Origin of the sequence: Streptomyces flaveus (assembly GCF_014647675.1) — a bacterium.
GTDB classification, from domain to species: domain Bacteria; phylum Actinomycetota; class Actinomycetes; order Streptomycetales; family Streptomycetaceae; genus Streptomyces; species Streptomyces flaveus.
In genome coordinates this window covers 12,663-30,009 of sequence record NZ_BMPQ01000033.1, presented here as the reverse complement: position 1 = coordinate 30,009, position 17,347 = coordinate 12,663, and the positions used below count along the sequence as shown (strand labels likewise).

Annotated in this window: 13 protein-coding genes; 6 read left to right on the top strand and 7 right to left on the bottom strand. The window is 70.2% G+C overall.

Features of this window, described 5'->3' with window-relative positions:
- The 6 genes from IEZ21_RS38840 to IEZ21_RS38815 all read left to right on the top strand — a co-directional run bounded on the left by IEZ21_RS38840 (position 1) and on the right by IEZ21_RS38815 (position 7,330).
- A complete protein-coding gene (locus tag IEZ21_RS38840; RefSeq protein WP_189326542.1) occupies positions 1 to 273 on the top strand; it encodes a hypothetical protein in 273 nt (90 codons plus the stop codon).
- 116 nt (positions 274 to 389) lie between these two features.
- A complete protein-coding gene (locus tag IEZ21_RS38835) occupies positions 390 to 2,708 on the top strand; it encodes a WD40 repeat domain-containing protein (RefSeq protein WP_189326541.1) in 2,319 nt (772 codons plus the stop codon).
- A 5-nt stretch (positions 2,709 to 2,713) separates the two neighbouring features.
- Positions 2,714 to 5,035 carry a WD40 repeat domain-containing protein gene (locus tag IEZ21_RS38830; protein ID WP_189326540.1) on the top strand — a complete coding sequence of 774 codons (2,322 nt, stop codon included), beginning with the start codon at positions 2,714 to 2,716 and terminating at the stop codon, positions 5,033 to 5,035.
- Positions 5,032 to 6,642 carry an Hsp70 family protein gene (locus IEZ21_RS38825; protein ID WP_189326539.1) on the top strand — a complete coding sequence of 537 codons (1,611 nt, stop codon included), beginning with the start codon at positions 5,032 to 5,034 and terminating at the stop codon, positions 6,640 to 6,642. Before IEZ21_RS38830 ends, IEZ21_RS38825 begins: the two co-directional genes overlap by 4 nt.
- A 44-nt stretch (positions 6,643 to 6,686) precedes the next feature.
- Complete coding sequence (locus IEZ21_RS38820; protein WP_189326538.1) at positions 6,687 to 6,938, top strand: hypothetical protein; 252 nt, start codon at positions 6,687 to 6,689, stop codon at positions 6,936 to 6,938.
- Positions 6,938 to 7,330: a type II toxin-antitoxin system VapC family toxin gene (locus tag IEZ21_RS38815; RefSeq protein ID WP_189326537.1), complete on the top strand. Its 393-nt coding sequence runs from the start codon at positions 6,938 to 6,940 to the stop codon at positions 7,328 to 7,330. The genes IEZ21_RS38820 and IEZ21_RS38815 overlap by 1 nt, the downstream gene beginning before the upstream one ends.
- 123 nt (positions 7,331 to 7,453) lie before the next feature.
- Here IEZ21_RS38815 and IEZ21_RS38810 read toward each other — a convergent pair whose 3' ends face one another.
- From IEZ21_RS38810 to IEZ21_RS38780, 7 genes are all read right to left on the bottom strand, one after another.
- Complete coding sequence (locus tag IEZ21_RS38810; protein ID WP_189326536.1) at positions 7,454 to 8,848, bottom strand: Tat pathway signal sequence domain protein; 1,395 nt, start codon at positions 8,846 to 8,848, stop codon at positions 7,454 to 7,456.
- 322 nt (positions 8,849 to 9,170) lie between these two features.
- Positions 9,171 to 11,747: a DUF6397 family protein gene (locus tag IEZ21_RS38805; RefSeq protein ID WP_189326535.1), complete on the bottom strand. Its 2,577-nt coding sequence runs from the start codon at positions 11,745 to 11,747 to the stop codon at positions 9,171 to 9,173.
- Between the two features lie 252 nt (positions 11,748 to 11,999).
- Complete coding sequence (locus tag IEZ21_RS38800) at positions 12,000 to 12,281, bottom strand: PIN domain-containing protein (protein ID WP_373302356.1); 282 nt, start codon at positions 12,279 to 12,281, stop codon at positions 12,000 to 12,002.
- A complete protein-coding gene (locus tag IEZ21_RS38795) occupies positions 12,278 to 12,493 on the bottom strand; it encodes a type II toxin-antitoxin system VapB family antitoxin (RefSeq protein ID WP_189326534.1) in 216 nt (71 codons plus the stop codon). The genes IEZ21_RS38800 and IEZ21_RS38795 overlap by 4 nt, the downstream gene beginning before the upstream one ends.
- Before the next feature lie 107 nt (positions 12,494 to 12,600).
- A complete protein-coding gene (locus tag IEZ21_RS38790) occupies positions 12,601 to 13,314 on the bottom strand; it encodes a UPF0158 family protein (protein WP_246568607.1) in 714 nt (237 codons plus the stop codon).
- Positions 13,315 to 13,459: 145 nt separating this feature from the next.
- Positions 13,460 to 15,544: a hypothetical protein gene (locus IEZ21_RS38785; protein WP_189326533.1), complete on the bottom strand. Its 2,085-nt coding sequence runs from the start codon at positions 15,542 to 15,544 to the stop codon at positions 13,460 to 13,462.
- Positions 15,545 to 15,765: 221 nt separating this feature from the next.
- Positions 15,766 to 17,037, bottom strand: coding sequence for a lipase family protein (locus IEZ21_RS38780; protein ID WP_189326532.1), 1,272 nt, complete (start codon positions 17,035 to 17,037; stop codon positions 15,766 to 15,768).
- Positions 17,038 to 17,347: the final 310 nt, after the last annotated feature.

Here is a 17,347-nt window from a genome sequence, read left to right as displayed (position 1 = left end):
ATGAGCGGGCGAAGGGGCGAGCCGGCCCCCGGGGGTGACGAAGCCGGCTCGGGCCCCGGCAGTGGTCGTACCCACACCCTCGGACTGCTCTATCCGCCCGCCGGGCGGGACCGGCGGTACACCGGGATGCAGCTCGGCTTCATCGGCGGGGTGGCCGAGGCCGCCACGAAGTTTGGGTACGACCTGTTGCTCTCGCCCTGCGAGTCCGAGAACGAATCCTCGTTCCTGCGCTTCATCGTGGGCGGGCTCACGGCGGGGAGCATCAAGGGCTGAGGGGAGCGTCAAGGGCCGGGAGTTTGGGGAGAGTTGGCTCAGAGGCCGGGCTCCGGGACCGGTCCCGGAGGTCCTGTACGACGCTGATGGGGCCGTAAGGGCTCGGAGAGGGGTGAGTGAGCGCGATGCGGCTGTGGTCCGCCTCCTTGCTGCTGCGTCTGGATCTCGGGGAGCGGTCCCGGCTGGGCTCCTGGTCCCTGGAGACCGTGCTGCGCGCGGCGGACTCCGGCAAGCCGGCGGCCATACGCACCCTTGGACGGGCCATCAGTTCCAAGGGATACGAAGCCGTCTGGTCGGCCTGGCTGCGGCCGTCGGAGTCGGTGACCGGAACGCCGCCCCGACGCTGGGACTCCACCGTCCTGACGGAGTTGGGGGCCGATGTCCCGGAGATTCCCGGCTGGGTCGTCAACTTGGCATGGAAGACCTGGCTGAATGAGGCGGACGCCGCGCTGTGGTCCCTGCTGGAGCAATGGAAACTCCCCGCCAGGGCCGGGGCCGGTTACAGCACGCGGGTGCTCAGCCGGCTGGCACTCGGCGACGACGAGGTGTCGGTGGACGCGCGTCTGCTGGTCGACACCGCCCTGCGCTTCGACCACCCAATCGGCGAGACGGCCCGTAACCGCCTGTTCGCGCAAGACGGTCCGGAGACCGTCGACCTGTACTGCGCGGCGGCCGTGGACTCGCGCGAGGCGACGGCGTTCTGCATCGCGCACCATCTCGCCCCGGTCGACGAGGTCAAGCGCGTCGTGTTCTTCGTACGCACCGGACAGCAGGAGCAGTACGAGGCGCAGGACCCCGACGGCACACTCCTCGGCCTCGCCTACCGCGGCGCGTCGGCGGAGGAACGGGCGGAGTTGCGGCGCGCGATGACCGCCCTCAGCGGTATCGACACGCTCCGGGTGCTGGCCGGGCAGCGTTCCGAGCGGCAGGACTTCGTCACCCTCAGTGCGAGTGAACGGCGTTATCTCGTACGGGAGTTGAGGCAACGGGGCGACTGGGACCGGCTGTGGCGACTGGTCCCGCTGATGACCTTGCCCGAGGCCGTCGCCACGACACAGGCATTCGGCAGATGGCGGCCGTCCGCAGCGGAGGACGGCGAGTTGTTCGAGGCGCTGCGGACCGCGAACCCGGCGGTCGTCGACGACGGGCTGAGTGCCGTGTCCTCCATGCCTGCGCGCATCGAGCCCATTCCGGTCACGCTCGGCGGTCCCAACACGGAGTTCGCTGTGCATGATCTCGACTTCTCCTCGGACGGGAGACAACTCGCCTTCATCGGGGGCTTTGAGGCAGGAGTCGTGGACGTCCGCAGCAAGGAGGTCTCGCAGCTGCACTCCGAATTCCCGCATCGCCTGACCCACGTGGCGCATGTGGGTCGGGACACCGTCGTCGTCGCCGAGGACTATTCGAGGTCGGCCGGGCCCGCGAACGGGAAGAAGCTCTACCACGTCGATCACCACGGTGTGCGGGCGCTCGATTTCCGGGCCAACCGTTACTGCGGGCTGGAGCGCATCGTCGGGGAACGGGCGTTCATGGTGGGTACGCAGTGGCGGTCCGGCACGAACGTGGAGTTCGAGGTGTGCGTCGGCGAGGGCGACGGGCCGTTCGCCGAGAGCGGTCTGCCTCGCAGGCTGTACGGAGCCCATCCGTGGGTCACCGCTGTGCACCCCGACGGCCGGACGATCGCGGCCCTCGGTCCGGACGACGTCGTGGTCACCGACCTCGCCGACGGGAGGGTCAACAGGCTCGACTACGGCCGCCACGGCTCCGCAAGAAGGACTCGCGGCTGGGAGAACGCCGCCTTCTCGCCGTCCGCCCTTGTCCGTATCTCTCTCACCGGCGCTCTGAGCGTGTGGCACGACCCGCTCACCACGAGGCAGACACCGGCCACAGTCCAGGTCTGGGCCGGGGCCCAGGCCCTGCCCTGGTCCGACGACCGGCTCGCGACCGGCCTCGCCTGGTCGCCCTCCCTGCACCGGTTCCTGACGGTCAACGACGGGCACCTGGAGATCCTCGCCGTGCCGCCGACCGCCGACACTCCCATGCCCCGCGAGTTCATACACGAGCGGATCGAACTCGTCGGCGCCGATCGTGTACGCCCCTGTGTACGCCTGTCCCCCAAGGGCAACGTCCTCGCCGTGGCGGGCGAGGGCACCACCGTCAACCTGTACGACCTCACGCCCCAGGACTGGGTCCCCTCCAGGACCATGGGTTCCCTGCGACGCCACGACCTGGCGGAGGTGACCAGGCTCCAGCAGTACCCGGACCTCGGCCACACGGCCCGACAGGCACTGGATCTGCTGTCGGCCTGCCTGGTCCACCGCTTCCAGCACGACATCGGCATCGGGGACGAGGCGGATACGGCCGTACTGTTCGACCACGACATCGCGCTCGGCGGGGACGGATACCTTTCCCTCGGCGGGGACGGGACGGAGTGAGGCCGATGCGGGTACGGATCGCCGTGCTGGTGGGGCGAGCGTCCAGGTGGCGCCTCAGGTCTCTGGTGACGGTGCTGCGCGCGGCCGACTCCGGTGCGCCGACGGCTGTACGCGCTGTCGCTGACGCCCTCGACTCCCTCGGCCCTGAGACGGTTTGGCGGGCCTGGGCGGAGCCGCCGGTGTCCGGGCCGAACCGGCGGCGGTGGGACTCCCCGCTCGTGGCGGAGCTGCCGACTGGCTCAACACCGGTTCCCGACATCCTCGTTGACGCTGCTTGGCACGACTGGCTCGACGACCACGAGGCCGGGTTGTGGTCACTGCTGCGGCGTTGGAACCGCTCCGCAACGACCACCGAGAGCCAGAAGGTGCGCGTCCTCAGCCGTCTCGCGCTCGGCGACGAAAGCGTGGCTGTCGAGGCCCAGTTGCTCGTCGATGCCGCCACCCGCTTCGGCCACCCTCTCGGTGAACGGGCCCGAGTCCGGTTCCTGGCACTGAGCGATCCCGAGGTCATCGACCTGTACTGCACGGCGGCGCTCAACTCGCCCGAGGCGGCGGCGTTCTGCGCCGAGCACCACCTCGCCCCCACGGACGAGGTACAGCGCGCCGTCTTCTTCGTACGGACCGGTCAGCACGAGCAGTACCGGGCACTGGATCCTGAGGGGGCGCTGCTGGCGCTCGGGTATCGGGGCGCCTCCGCCGAGGAGCGCTCGGCGTTGCGGGAGGCGATGACCGCATTCGGCGGCATCGACGCGCTGCGGGTGCTGGCGGGGCAGCGTTCCGCGCAGGGCGACTTCGCGTCGCTCACCGAGCAGGAACGCGCGTACTTGGTACGGCAGTTGAAAGAGCAGCGGGACTGGGACCGATTGTGGTCGTTCACCCTGCTGATGCCGCTGGCGGAAGCTGTCCGTACGGTTCGCGCTTTCGAGGGCTGGCGCCCCGCCGGAGAGGAGGACCGCGACGCGTTCGAGGCACTGCGCGCCGCGGATCCACAGGCTGTGGACGGCTCCGTGAGCATCCTGTCGGGAGCGGCCGAGTCTTCGCCCGCCCCGCACACCCGGATCAGGCTCGCCGACCTCGACGAGCGGCTCGCTGGTATCACCGACCTCGATTTCTCGCCGGACGGTACCCAACTCGCCTTCGTGGGCGACGGACCCCCTGCCGAGGAACCGATCCTCGCCCGGGCGGGGATCGTGGACCTTGGCAGCGGAACGCTGTCGCGGCTGCATTGCGACTTCACAGATCCGCTGGACCGAGTCGCGCATCTGGGCTCCGGAACCATGGTCGTCGCGGAGGCCGATCCGTACTACATGGATTACCGCGCGGAGGGGGGAAATCACCGCAGGCCGAAGATCCACCATGTGGACGGCAGCGGCGTACGGGCACTCGACCCGGGAGTCGACGAAATCACGGGCCTGAAGCGCATTGCCGGAGACCGTGCCTTCGCTGTGTCCGCACTGCTCAGCAAGGCGGATCTTTCCGATCATCCGGTGTTGTTCATCGGCGGGCCCCATGGTGACCTCGCCGCCAGCGGAGTACTGAACGGCCTGGGCGAAGACTTCGAACCGCTGATCGCCGCGGTGGATCCCGACGGTCGGCTCATCGCCATAGTCGACGTCTTTGAAGCTGCCGTGGTCGCCGACCTCGGCAGCTTCGTGGTGAACAAGCTCGACGACGGCTCGGGAACACTGGAGAACATCCCCGTCGCCCTGTCGCCGTCCACCCTCGTCAGCTGCACCAATACGGGCGAACTGAAAGTGTGGCACGAGCCGCTCACCTCCGCCGAACCCTCGATGACCATCCCCGCCTGGTCACCTTCGGTCGATCTGACGGCCCTCGCCTGGTCGCCCGCGCTGAACCGGTTCGTCGCGGTCGACCTCACCTACGAGCTGCACCTGGAACTCCTTGATGTGCCGCCGACCCGCGACGCTCCCGTGCCCGACGCGCTCATATCCGAGCGAATAGCGCTCAACGACAACGTAAGCATGACCCTCATCACGCGGCTGTCGCCGAGGGGCGATGTGCTGGCCGTGGGAAGTGCGGACGGCACGATCGACCTTTACGTCCTGACCACTCTCACCCTGCGCCCGTTCATCGCCCGGCCCATGGGCCTGATGACCCATCAAGAACTGGCCCAAGTGGTCGAGGCGCAGAAGCAGCCCCTGCTCGACGAGGCGTCCCACACGACGCTGACGCTGCTACGGGCCTGTCTGGAGCACCGGTTCCGGCACGACGTGGGTATCGGGGAGGCGGCGGGTACGGCGGTCGCGGGGGGCTTCGAGATCGAGTTGGGCGAGCTTCAGGAACGTAAGGGAGACGCAGACGCATGACCACCCGTATAGGCATCGACTTCGGCACCGCCAACACCGTCGTGGCGGGCTGGGACCACGAGGCGGGCCGCGGCGTCCCCATCCCGTTGCCCGGTGTCGACGTGCTGCGCGAGGCCGGGCCGGGCCCCACCCAGCGGGTCGTGCCCTCGCTCATCGCCTACTTCGACGACGGCGGTACGCGGCGCCTGGGCGCGCAGGTCACTCCGGATCTGTACGAGGCGGCCGGGGTCACCGTCTTCGCCTCCACGAAGATCAATGTCGCGGGGCACGTCTATGACGCGGCCCGCCCGGTCGGCGATCGCAAGATCACCGGGCGGGAGGCGGCCACGCAGTTCCTGAGCGACATCATGGCTCTGGCCCTGCTCACCGTGGAGGACGACGACCTGGAGATCGTGGCCACCGCGCCCGTCGAGTCCTTCGACGGCTACCGCGACTGGCTGGTGCGGGAGGTACGCGAAGGGCTGCCCACCGCCCGGCTGCGGGTGGTCGACGAGGCCACCGCCGCCGCCGTCGGCTACAGCGCCCGGCTCAACCCCGGAGACGCCTTCGCGGTGTTCGACTTCGGCGCGGGCACTCTCGACATCTCGGTCGTACGCGTACAGGAGCCCGACGCGGCGGGGTCCGGCGCCGGCGTACGCACCCTCGCCAAGAAGGGCCTGGACCTGGGCGGCAACACCATCGACGCGCTCCTCGCCGAGCACGCCATGGCCCAGCTGTCCCTGCCGCAGGGCGACCAGATCGGTCGCAACCAGGTGTTCCGCCGCCTCCTGGCCTCCGCCGAGCAGGCCAAACGTGCCCTGGCCACCGCCGAGCACGCCACCATCACGGCGCGCGCCGCACGCACCGACACGGAGCACCAAGTCACCGTCACCCGCGGCGAGTTCGACGCGTTGCTGCGCGACAAGGGCGTGCTGCGCCGGGTGAACCAGGCGCTGCGCTCATGCCTGGACGCCGCCTCGTCCCGCGGTTACGGCATCGACGACATCCGGCAGGTGTTCCTGGTGGGCGGCAGCTGCCTCATCCCCGCCGTGCAGGATGTGGTGCATCTGCACTTCGACCCCGAAGTCGTACGTCTCGACCGCCCGTTGGAGGCGGTGGCGGCGGGCGCGGCCGGTATCGCGGGCGGCAGCGAACTGTACGACCACATCCAGCACGACTACGCCATCCGGCACGTCAACCGCGACACCGGCGCCTACGAGTTCGAGGTCCTGGTGGAGGCGGGCACCGCCTATCCCACCGAGGACCCGGTGAAAACCCTCACGGTCAAGGCGGTGCACGAGGGCCAGCGCCGCCTGGGCCTGGCCGTCTACGAACTAGCCCACGCCACCTACCGCGACGCCGGCGCCGACCTGGAGATCACCTTCGACGCGGGCGGCGGCGCCCGCACCGTGGCGGTCACCCCTCAGCAACGCCAGCAGCGCTCCATGCTCTGGCTCAACGAGGACAGCCCCACGTTCCTGGAGGCCAACCCTCCGGCCACCGCGGGCGAGGACCGCTTCCGCCTCGAGTTCCGCATCGACACCCACAAGCGGCTGACGGTGACGGCGTACGACTTGCGACGCCACACCGTGGTCCTGGACCGGCAGCCGGTGATCCGGCTGGCTTGACCGCAGCAGGACCCGGACTTCCTACCCTTGGTAGGATCTGAACCATGAGTGGTAGTAAGAAGTATTCCATCAGCCTTCCTGAAGACCTCGCGGAAACCGTACGCACCCATGTGGGCCCTGGCGGCTTCTCCGCCTACGTGGCCGAGGCGCTGGAGCAGCGTGTGGCCATGGACAAGCTTCGTGAGATCGTCGCCGACTTCGAGACCGACAACGACCCGTTGTCCCGGGCAGAGATCGACGCGGCCCGCGCCGTACTGCGCCACGACCAGCGCGACTCGGACGGTGCCGCAGCCTGATGCCCGGCACGCTCCTGCTGGACAGCGAGGGCCTGTCCAAGCTCTACCTCAAGGACCGCACTGTCCTGGCCCTCGTCCAGGCAGCCTCAGAAGAAGGCATCCGGGTGGCCACGACCGCCATGACCACCCTCGAGGCGCACTACGAACGCATCCACCCCGCCCGCATCCGGTGGGTACTCTCCCGTATCGACGTCCATGACGTCACCAAGAACGTCACCGACCAAGCCGCAGCACTCTTGCGCGGCCACCGGCTCAGCGGCCACAAGTACGCCATCGACGCAGTCCTCGCCGCCATCGCACGCTCCGCACCAGGACCAGTCACCGTCCTCACCTCTGACCCCGAAGACATCAACCTGCTCTGCGGACCGGGCGTCGAGATCATCAAGGTCTGACAACACGGCACGATCCAGGTGGGCCGATCAGCGGGAGTCAGACCGGGGTCGCCCGCGCCGGCGGACAGCAGCCGGCGTCGGGCGCATCAGGGCTGATCAGGCCCGCGTCGGGCCCGCCGTCGGTCAGGCCCGCAACGGGTTGGAGCGTGCCGCCGCCAGCAAGTACCAGGCGGTCGCCCCCGTGTGCCGGTACGGGTAGTAGCCGAAGCCGAAACCCGTGTCGAGCGGGCTGCTCGCCGAGACGACCCCGGCCCGCGCGGGAAGCGCCCCGCCGCCGACGGTCTGGCCGGCGCCGAGCAGGTCCTGGGCCCGCTCGATGGAGGCGATCAGTCGGCCGGCGCGCGCCTCGTCACCACAGCCGTGCCGGTCCCGCAGGGCGAGCGCGAGATGGGCCGTTCCCTCGAACCACACGCCGTTACGGTCGGGCTTGGGCTGGAACTCGGCGATCGGGGCGTCCTCGTCCGCCAGGAGACTGGCGGAACTGAAGGTGACTCCCTCGTACGTCTGGCCCGCGGACACCGTGCTGTTGGGCCGGTCGGCGTGGTCGAGGACGGCCAGCTCGGCCGCGGCCCAGTCCACCGACCGGGAGTACGAGCGCGAGTCGAGCGCGAGGTGGGTCCAGGTCTGGGTGTCCGCCGGGATCGGGGACTTGTTGACTGTCACACCGTCGTTGGTGCCGGTGTAGAAGAAGCCACCGGACGGCTCCCACATCTTCCTGACGAAGGCCTCGGCACGCGCGCGCCGCTCCAGCCACACCCGGTCGCCGGTGAGCCGGGCGAGCCGTCCGAAGAGGCAGACCAGGTCGGTGTTGTGCTCGGTCGAGGTGAACGGCAGTTTCTCGTTCGCCCCGTCGACCCCGAACTTGTAGCCGCCGAGGGGTTCGTCGGTACGGCCGGTCCGCTCGATCCACGTACCGATCCGCACGGCACCGTCGAGGAAGCGACGGGCCCCGGTCCGGCGGGCCAGTGCGCTCAGCGCGATACCCGCCCAGGCCATGTCACCCACGGCCGTACCCGTGAACCCGAACTGGGTGCCGACGTTGGCGGTGCCGTCCGCCCGTACGAAGCCGTCCGGCTGCGGCGAACCGTCGAAGAAGGTGTACGGCCCGACGTTGTAGGCCTGGCGCAGCCTGCCGTCGTCGTACGCCGGGTCGTGGGCCTGGGCATAGAGCAGCGCGTCACCGAGCGCCCCGGCTCTGGCCCGGCCGTCGGCGGTACGCGCCGCGAGGTGGGCCAGGATCGCGAGGGCGTTGTCGTAGGTGAACGCGGTGCTGAACAGGCCCGCCTGGTCGGTGTAGCTCTGGGTCAGGCGGATGCTGCCGTGCTCGGGATAGGCGTCCATGGCGGCGGCGAGAAAGGCGTACCCCCGGCGCTGGGCGGAACTCCCGGCGCCGGCTGCGGATCCGGCCGCGTGGGCCGCGCCGGAGCCGACCGCCGCGGTGAGCACCGCGGCGCCGACACCGAGGCCGGTCCCGATGAGCGTACGGCGGCTGGGCCCTGGGCCTTGTCTGCCGGTCATGGGTCTCCCTTGCGGAGTGTGAGAGCGCTCTCATGAGTGCGGGCTCATTGTGCTGGTACGCCTGGGACAGGTCAACGCACTTGGCATGCACGCTGGTTGGCGAGGGCGAAGGGGATGGGACAGAGGAGGGAAACGCGGAGGGCTCCCCCCCCACCGGCGTTGCCGTGACCGCCCTGACGTCGGACCCCCAGGACCTGGTCATGCTGTGCGGCCCCGGCGTCCACGTCATCAAGATCTGATGCAGTGGGACCCTGAACCCTGGGCCGACCACGGTCTCTGGCTCCCCAACGCCTGGAGGCCATAGAGCCCCGGCAGTCCGCTCTCACCAGTCGAACTCGTCGTCATAGCAGGAGAAGCGGGCGGTGTGGCAGGCATCGCAGTGTGTGTACCAGGGGGCGCACGGTTTGTCGCAGGAGACGCAACTGCCATACGTCGCCAGTGGCCGGGAAGCGGCCACCAACTGGTTGATGCGTTCGGCGGCCGTCTGCTCACAGGCCACCACCTCCTCCGCGCTCAGGCCGCCGCATTCACGGCCGAAGGCCAGGACGGCAGTACCCACGTCTCGCATGGTCGCGGCGTACTCCTCGGCTTGGGGCAAGGCCATGCGTTCGATGCGGGCGCGCGGGCGGATCAGGTGGTGCAGGGCCGCGCCGTGCAGGACCGCCTGGCAGACGGCCGGGTAGGCCGGACGGTCCGCGTCGATGGGCAGGGTGATCAGACGCCAGACGGTGTGGCCGTCGCGCGGCCAGCGAGCGTCGATGTCCAGGGGTGCCCCGGCGGTCTGGCGTGCCGTCTGCAGCTTGGCGAGGATCTCGGCCGTGGGCATCGGACTCAGCCATGAGCGCTCCTGGGCGGCCTTACGGGCGGCAGCGGTCCAGCCGGCCAGCGCGTGCGGGATCTCTCCGGGCTCCGGTCGTCCGAGGTCGGTCCAGGTGGGGCGTAGCCGGGCCGTCGTGACGCGCAGGTCACCGGGCCGCGCTCCATTGGCTGCCTGGACGGCCCGGTCCAGAAGCCGGGCGCCAGCAGTGAGGCCGGGCAATCGGCTGCGGTAGGCACCCACGAGCCCTTCCCCCGCGTCATGGCCCCGCCGGCCGGCCCGGCCGGCGATCTGGGCGGCCTCCCAGATGAGCAACTCCCGGCGGGATCTGCCGTCGTACTTGCCCGTTTCGGCGAACGCCACGGTACGCAGCGGAAGGTTGACCCCGTGACCGATCACATCCGTGGTGACGATCACGTCGACCTCGCCCGCGGACAGGCGCCGGATCTGCTCGCGACGGGCCGCGGGTGGCATCGCGCCGTAGAGGACCGTCGCTGACCGGCCCGCCTCAAGCAGTTCACGGTGCAGAGCGAGAACGGCTTTGCGGGAGAAGGCCACCACCGCGCTGGCCGGCGGGAGGGTCGCGGCCTGGAATTCCCGCATACGGCTGAGCGTGCCGTGCCGGGTGTGGCGGACCACCGTGATGTCCGCGCCGGGGGCGAAGAGTTTGCGCAGCAGGTCTTCGGCTTCCGGTGCCGCACAGACATGCACGTCGGTGTGGGCCCCGCTCAGTAGCAGACGAGTCCAGGCGTGGCCGCGGTCTTCGTCGGCCAGCCAGTGTGCTTCGTCGACGACCAGGAAATCGCCGGCGGTGGGCGCCACTTCGGCCGTGCAGCACAGCACCGGCGCGTCCGTGTTGAGGCGTTCCTCGCCCGTGTGGAGACCGACCCGCTCCGCACCGAGCCGGGTGCGCAGCCGTTCGTAGACCTCGAAGGCGAGCATGCGCAGCGGCGCCGCGTAGACGCCGGTCCGCCCGGCCTCGGCGCGGGCGGCCAGCAGGGCGATGGCGTCGTGTGTCTTGCCGGAGTTGGTGGGGCCCAGGTGGAAGGTGACCCTGGGGTCGGCTGTCCGTTCCGGGACGTGGGCGCGGGCACGCGCGGCGGCTGCGTGCTCGCGCCCCTCTCGCAGCCGCTTGGCGGCCTGTTCTGCTTCCCGGGCCGCCTGCCGCTCGCCCTTCCGGCGCTGCGCGTCCCGCTGTTTACGCACCGCCGCGACCCGCGCCGGGGCAGGCACCGTGGCCAGGTCATCAGCCACGCTCTGCTCGATGAGATCCACCGGGACGCCGCGGTCGCGGTACTCGTCCGGGATCTTCTCCACAGCGCAACCGAGTCGCTCCGCCGCCTCGGACGGGGCGACCAGCTCGGGCGCCGGGCGGCTGCGCCGGGCCCTGCGCAGCGCAGCCTTGAACTGCCGGACAGCCTCTGCCTGCTCCTCGGAAGTGACGGGATCCGCGTGCGAGCCCAGCACTTCGGTCAGTCCCTCCTCCGCGGCACGCCTTGCGAGATGGACGGCCTCGGCCTGGCTGAGCTGCCCACGGTCGAGGGGCGGCTGTGCGGAATCCAACCAGTACGACCACGCGGCGGCTTTCGTCCAGGGGTCACGCAGCATCAGCAGCGCCTGGGTACGAAGCCGCGAGCGGTGGCCCTCGGCCCGGCGGTCGGCGCCGGAGGCCAGTTCGGCCAGGCAGGGGCCGGGCAGCCGGGCCCCGAGCAGCTCGGGACGGCGCTCGGGCAACCGGCGGGCGTCAGCGGCCGAGTACTGCCAGACCTCGGCGTGATAGCGGTTGGTGTACGACCGGACCGGCCGGATGGCCCCGGCGCGCGCCAACTGGTCGAAGCGGTGCCTGCTGATCCCCGCGAGCCCGGCAGCCTCCGTCGCGTGCACCAGGCGGGTGAGCTCCGCGAGTTCACCCAGGTCCGTGCGCCATCGGACGACCTCGCCTGCTCTGACGTACAGCTCGCCCCCGCTCCAGCACGTACGGATCACGCCGTGCTCGATGCCCAGAGCGAACTCCTCCCGCCTGAGGCCGAGTTCCCTGCGTGCCGCTTCGAGCGTGAGGCGCTGTGCTGTCGTACCGGCCATGATGTCCCTCCCCCGTGATCACCGTGCTCCCCACTGTGACACCTGGGTCTGACAATCGGTGACCGCTCCGTCACTGGAGGCGAGCTGGGCCCGGGAACAACCAGGTCACCCGGCGCCGCGGGCCCAGCCCGTGTGCCCCCGCTCACCGGCGTCGCTTGCGGCGCTCCTTGCCCGCGGTGCGGCGGCCGTTGCGGGCGCGGCGCCCCGATGCGGCCCGTGCCCGGGCGGCCAGTTGCCTGGGCGTCGAGGGGCTCAGCGGGTGGGAGGGACAAACTCGGGCTGGTCGAGCAGGCGCAGCCAGCTTCCGTCGGGCGGGCGCCGGGCGACTTGTGCCCGGGCGCCGGCCCCGTCCTTCGGCGGGGTCGAGGTGAGGGCGATGTCGCCGCTGACCAGCGTCGGCAGCGGTTGTTCCGGCTCGAAGCGGGGACGGTTGGCCAGCAGACCCGCGTTGTGCAGCGGGTCGATCACTGCGCGGACGGCCGGCTTCGGGTAGCGGGCGAGGGCGGACCTGTCGATGAGGAAGCGGTCGCTCATGCGGCCTGATGCGGATTGTCAGCCGCCTCGACCGGGCCGGTCAGGTCGGGCAACCCGCCCTCCGCGAGCCAGCCCAGGAACGACGCACGCTTCCGCCGCTTGATCGCGTCCTCCAAGGCCGCGTTCACCGTCGCGGCTTTGGTCGTGGTGCCGAAGATCTCAGCCGCCTCGGCGAGCATTTCATCGTCGATGTCGATGACGGTTCGCGTCATGCGTCCTCCTTGGTCCGGGCGTCCGACAAGACCACTCGCGATATCAAAATAACTTGGCGGTGATATCGATTACCGCGGGCGGGCTGCATCCTCCCGGCCTGCGACAGTCAGGGTTCCTGTACGGGGAACCTCGGGCAATAGCCCTCCTCTGCCAGCCAGGCGCGGGCCCGGCCGCGCTGTCGCTCATCGCAGAACCGGTGGTACCGGCGCCAGGAGCGCTCGTCGCGGGCGAGGACGTCCTTGAAGCGCCGGAAGGCGCCCCGCCCGCTGATGGCGATCCGCAGCCGGTCGGCGAGGGCGGCGTCGCCGAGCCCGTCGATGAACAGCTCCATGTCCCGGTAGCCGGCCTGGGAGCCCCGAGACGGCACATGTAGCCATCGCTCGGGATCGTCCGCCTCTTCAGCCTCGGGGCCGAGCTCCAGCTCGTCGGTGAACGCCGGCCAGCACTCCCCGGTGGACAGATCGAGCCGACCGCCGGACTCAGCAGGATCGCCCTCCAGCAGCATGGCGAGCATCTCCAAATCGACCGCCAGCGGGCGCAGGAGCGGGATGGCCGCTTCTCCCGTGGCCGAGCGCAACCGGTCCGCCAGCTCCTCATCACCCCGGAAGCCGCGCTCCTGGAGTGCGCCGAGAAACGAGGCCGCCGTCTCCGCAGCCCCCGGCACCCCCCTCGCCGCAGCCCCGGCCACACCATCGCCGGCCAGCTGCAACACCTCACGCTCGGGTCCACGGCGCAACGCGGCAAGCAGTGCCGCCCCGTCCTGGGCGTAGAGCGAGCCGCGTACGGCCATCAGCGCGTCCTCGCCCCACTCCTCAGCCACGACCCCGACGGTAGCGCGCCACCGAGGACGTACGAAGCCGGGCCACGTCCGTTCCCACCGTGCCGGTGCAGGGCACACCCGGCGCCGCAGGCCCGGGCGGTGTGGCCCGGTCAGCTGCGCCGCGGGCCCACCCCGTGTGTCCCGCTCACCGGCGTCGCTTGCGGCGCTTCTTGCCCGCGGTGCGCCGGGCGTTGCGGGCGCGGCGCCCTGATGCGACCCGTGCCCGGGCCGCCAGCCGCCTGAGCTCTTCGAGCCCGGCCCGGTCCGGGTGCGCGGAGTCCAGTGCTGCGGCAATCGCGTCCCTGGCCTCGAAGCCCTGGGCGCGCAGCGTCTCCTCGGCGCCGTCCCGGCCGCCCGCCAGCTCCACGAGCTGGAGCAGGCTCTCAGCGAGCACGAGCAGATGCTCGGCGTCGGTCATGTCCTCGGGGGACAGCAGCTCCTGGTGCGCCAATGTGCTCAGTACGAGCGGCGCCAGCTGGGCATCGCCACGCAGCCCGCGCAGCAGCCGCTCGCCCTCGCCGTCCGGCAGAGACGTCAGCAGCACGGTGAGCATCGCCTGTGCACGCACACGGAAGGGCATGGACCGTACGGCTTCGACGAGTTGCCGCAGTGCGGCATCCCGCTCGCCGTCGCCGTGGGCCGCGAGCCAGCCGGCCAGCTCCGCGTGGGCGGCATCCGGGTCGTAGTCGTCGGCCAGCACGCCCAGCAGGCCGGCCGCCGGGGCCTGGGCCAGCTCGCCGATCAGCGGTGCGTCCCGGCCGACCGCCAGCAGTCGCTGCCGTACGGCCCGGGTGCCCAGCTCGGTGAGACGGAGCAGCTCGACCGGTCCGGCAGTCAGTTCCTCACGCTGGGCGCGGGCACGCTCCTGCGCCACCGGGTCCGCTGCCGTCCCCGCGACCCCCAGGAGCTCCGCAAGCTCCGGCGGCATGTCCGCGGGCAGCTCGGGCCCGGAGTCGGAGAGGTCGACCTCGAGGAACACCGGATCGGCCATCCCCCGGTCACGCTCGATCGCACCCAGGTCCACCAGCGCGTCGAGCACCGTGCGCAGGTCCCGGTCCGCGTGCTCGAACCACATCCGATGCTGGAAGTCCGACCCGCCGTCCAGTTGGGAGCCTGCCCGGTAGCCCAGGTGTACGGAGTCACGCAGCCGCGGCCAGGGCATCGGGTACGGCAGGCTGTAGAGGGTGTTCAGCACGTCCTCCAGCATGTCCTCGTACACATCGAACAGCATCGACTCCATATGCCAGCCGCTGCGCGCCCCGATCAGGGCCTGCCGCAGCTCGAAGCACGCGTCGAAGGCGCGCAGCCACAGCTGAAGCGGATCGGCCAGCACCGGCCGGGCCTTGGCCACCGCGTACAGCCGCCCCTTGGCCACCCGGACCAGCCGCGCCTTCTTCGCCCACTCCACCAGCAGCCCCAGCCGCGGCAGGTCCGCCGAGGAGCGCACCCCCTCGACCTTGTCGCCGGTGCCCAGCATGTCCACCAGCTCGCGGGCATCGGCCATGCGCAGCCGTCCCGCCGCCGTCACCGTACGGCCGTCGCGCCCCGCCCACTCGGCGAGCCCGCGCAACTGCGCCACGATCGCCGACGCCTCGGCCTGTCGGCGCAGTTCGCCGTCCGGGGGAAGCACCACGGGCAGTTGCGGCTCGGCGCGAGCCGCGTCGGACAGCAGGCGGCCGGTCAGCCGCCGTTCCATGATCGCGTCGAGGGCGTCCTCGTCGTAGGCGACCTCCTCGCGCTGCGCCCGCTCCGCGAACCGCTGCAACGCCGCCTCGTCCAGGACGTCCACGCCCTGCTCGGCAGCCGTCGTCATCCAGAACTTCGCCAGACCCCAGCGGCTACGGTCCGCCATCGCCGCCCCGTACTGCTCGGCCGCCGTGTCGACCGCCGCGAGGGAGTCCTCAAGTGCGGGGCCGCGCGGGTCCGCCAGCTGCGCGGCGTGCAGATAGCGCAGCAGCGTACGCAACGTGCCCGGGGCGTCGCCGCGTTCCTCCCCGGGGAGTTCGGTGATCGTCTGCGGCAGCCAGTGCAGCAGCAGTTCGTCCACATGCCGCGGCTCCCACAGCCCCAGTCGGCCGTCGATGGTGGCCCGGTGCCGGTACTCCAGCGCCGCCTCGGCCAGGAACCCGTCGACCGGCAGCCCTTGCTCCCCGGCCCGCCGCACCAGCCGGTCGACCAACAGCCCGCACGCCGCCTCGAACTCGTCCTCGGCCCCGGCTTCGAACCGCATCCGCATGAACCCGCCCAACGTGTCCGCAGCACTTCTTGCCACACCACGCTATCGCCGAGCCGCGACGTGCACGGCAGTTGAGGAGGAGCACCCGGCCACTCCATGAACAGCACGCATGAGCAGCACGTTGACCGACTCCGGCGGCACTCATGCCTTCGCCGACAACGCAGAGTCCCCGTCAGCGAACTGACGGGGACTCATGAACGATCGAACGATCGAGGTCAATCGCCGAATTCATCCGATACGCGCCCAGGGGTCAGGGCCCCGATGTAATGGGCGGGAAGATGGTCCTCCAGTGAGTACACGACTGGAAGAGCCCGCAGGATCTGGGATTTCCGTGCGGCCAGCGTCGTCGCGCCCAGCGCGAATCCGAGGAAGCTCGACATCTGTGACGTGTACGTATCCGTTTCGCGCCATGCCCCTGTCTGCGGCTGGTACGAGGATCCCAGGTATCTCAACCAGCCGGACACGCTCTGCTGAAGGTGCGAGATCCGGTACCGGTACTCGCGCCCGAAGTGCTCGTACGGCCCCGCTGTCACCGGCGGGAAATGCGGAACGACATCGTCGCCGTGAACGTACCGGATGATCTTCCTGCTGAATTCCCGGTCATTCTCGCAGGCTCTGGCGAGACTCGGATCGCCGATCATCGGCTGACCGAACGTGTATACCCCTTTGAGGAGTTCGGCGACAGCCGCGTATTTCTTCTCGTGCCGCAGCATCACCGCCAGCATCGAGGCCATGGCCCCTCCGAGACTGTGCCCGGTGATGTACAGCGCCTCGAGCTTCCCCGGCATCCTGTCGGATTCACCCTCCACTTCGCCCTCCACCGGTTTACGCACCGATCGCCCCGCCACGGCGCGCCGCAACGCCTCCATGACCTCGTGGCGCGTTGCCCGGACATTGCGGTAGAAGCCGGCGTGCACGCTGGCACAGGGATCTTCGAACTGGTAGTTGATCCTCTCCGGTTCCACGTCGACGTCGGTCAGCCCATTGGCCAGATTCGTCGGTTCGGTGCCTCTGTAGCAGAGGATGACCACCTTCCCGTCGCCGCTCTGGATCAGAAATGCCCTGGAGCAGATGAACATGGCGTCGACGGTTGCCGAGATCAGGCGGCAGTGGTTCTTCTCGAGCCCCAGTCTCGCCATGATCATCGAGACGGTTTCCGCCCCCGAATACGCGTAGCCGGAACAGACGGCCATGACATGGGCGGCTACCGGATCTGGATGCTCCTCGATACCCGCCAGATGCGTCGACAGGCCTTTGTGGACCGGGAAGCCGTCGGTCTCCCAGTACGCGGCGCTCTCTTCGTCGGCTTCCGGGAGCTGGGAGTACCGCGCCCCGTCCGGCTGATTGAACGGCCGGAGCTGCCGGTACGACGGAGCCCGAGTGTCGACGGTCCACAGCCCGCCGGTTTCCAGTACGGATCGCATCATCTGCGCGTCATGCCCATCGGGGGACAGCACGTCGGTCGCTGTCGGGGGACTCTGCGTCAAGGTGCCCACCTCTTGGGTCGGGGGAATTCGGGAAACGGCTGATGTGTCGGCACTTCTCGCGGGCCGGGTCCTTGGGACCCCTTGCGGCGAGGAGCGGAATCAGTACCGGGCATACGTCGGTCTACGCTTTCCGTGTGCGGGCGGCCCCGAATCCCGGATTCGCAGGCGACCACCCATTTGGCCTCATCGGCCACCCATAGAGCCCCGCCCATGAGGCGCCATCCGTAAGACGCCTCATAAGGCCTGTACAAATGTCCTCGTATTGCACGCGGCCATCCCTGCGATGAAGCTCGGACAGGGCGGAGCCCAT

What these genes read in the sequence shown, in the direction of transcription:
- IEZ21_RS38800 (WP_373302356.1), bottom strand. Translation starts at nt 12,281, where the DNA reads ATGAGCGACCGCTTCCTCATCGACAGGTCCGCCCTCGCCCGCTACCCG.
- IEZ21_RS38795 (WP_189326534.1), bottom strand. Translation starts at nt 12,493, where the DNA reads ATGACGCGAACCGTCATCGACATCGACGATGAAATGCTCGCCGAGGCG.
- IEZ21_RS38810 (WP_189326536.1), bottom strand. Translation starts at nt 8,848, where the DNA reads ATGACCGGCAGACAAGGCCCAGGGCCCAGCCGCCGTACGCTCATCGGG.
- IEZ21_RS38840 (WP_189326542.1), top strand. Translation starts at nt 1, where the DNA reads ATGAGCGGGCGAAGGGGCGAGCCGGCCCCCGGGGGTGACGAAGCCGGC.
- IEZ21_RS38805 (WP_189326535.1), bottom strand. Translation starts at nt 11,747, where the DNA reads ATGGCCGGTACGACAGCACAGCGCCTCACGCTCGAAGCGGCACGCAGG.
- IEZ21_RS38825 (WP_189326539.1), top strand. Translation starts at nt 5,032, where the DNA reads ATGACCACCCGTATAGGCATCGACTTCGGCACCGCCAACACCGTCGTG.
- IEZ21_RS38785 (WP_189326533.1), bottom strand. Translation starts at nt 15,544, where the DNA reads ATGCGGTTCGAAGCCGGGGCCGAGGACGAGTTCGAGGCGGCGTGCGGG.
- IEZ21_RS38820 (WP_189326538.1), top strand. Translation starts at nt 6,687, where the DNA reads ATGAGTGGTAGTAAGAAGTATTCCATCAGCCTTCCTGAAGACCTCGCG.
- IEZ21_RS38830 (WP_189326540.1), top strand. Translation starts at nt 2,714, where the DNA reads ATGCGGGTACGGATCGCCGTGCTGGTGGGGCGAGCGTCCAGGTGGCGC.
- IEZ21_RS38815 (WP_189326537.1), top strand. Translation starts at nt 6,938, where the DNA reads ATGCCCGGCACGCTCCTGCTGGACAGCGAGGGCCTGTCCAAGCTCTAC.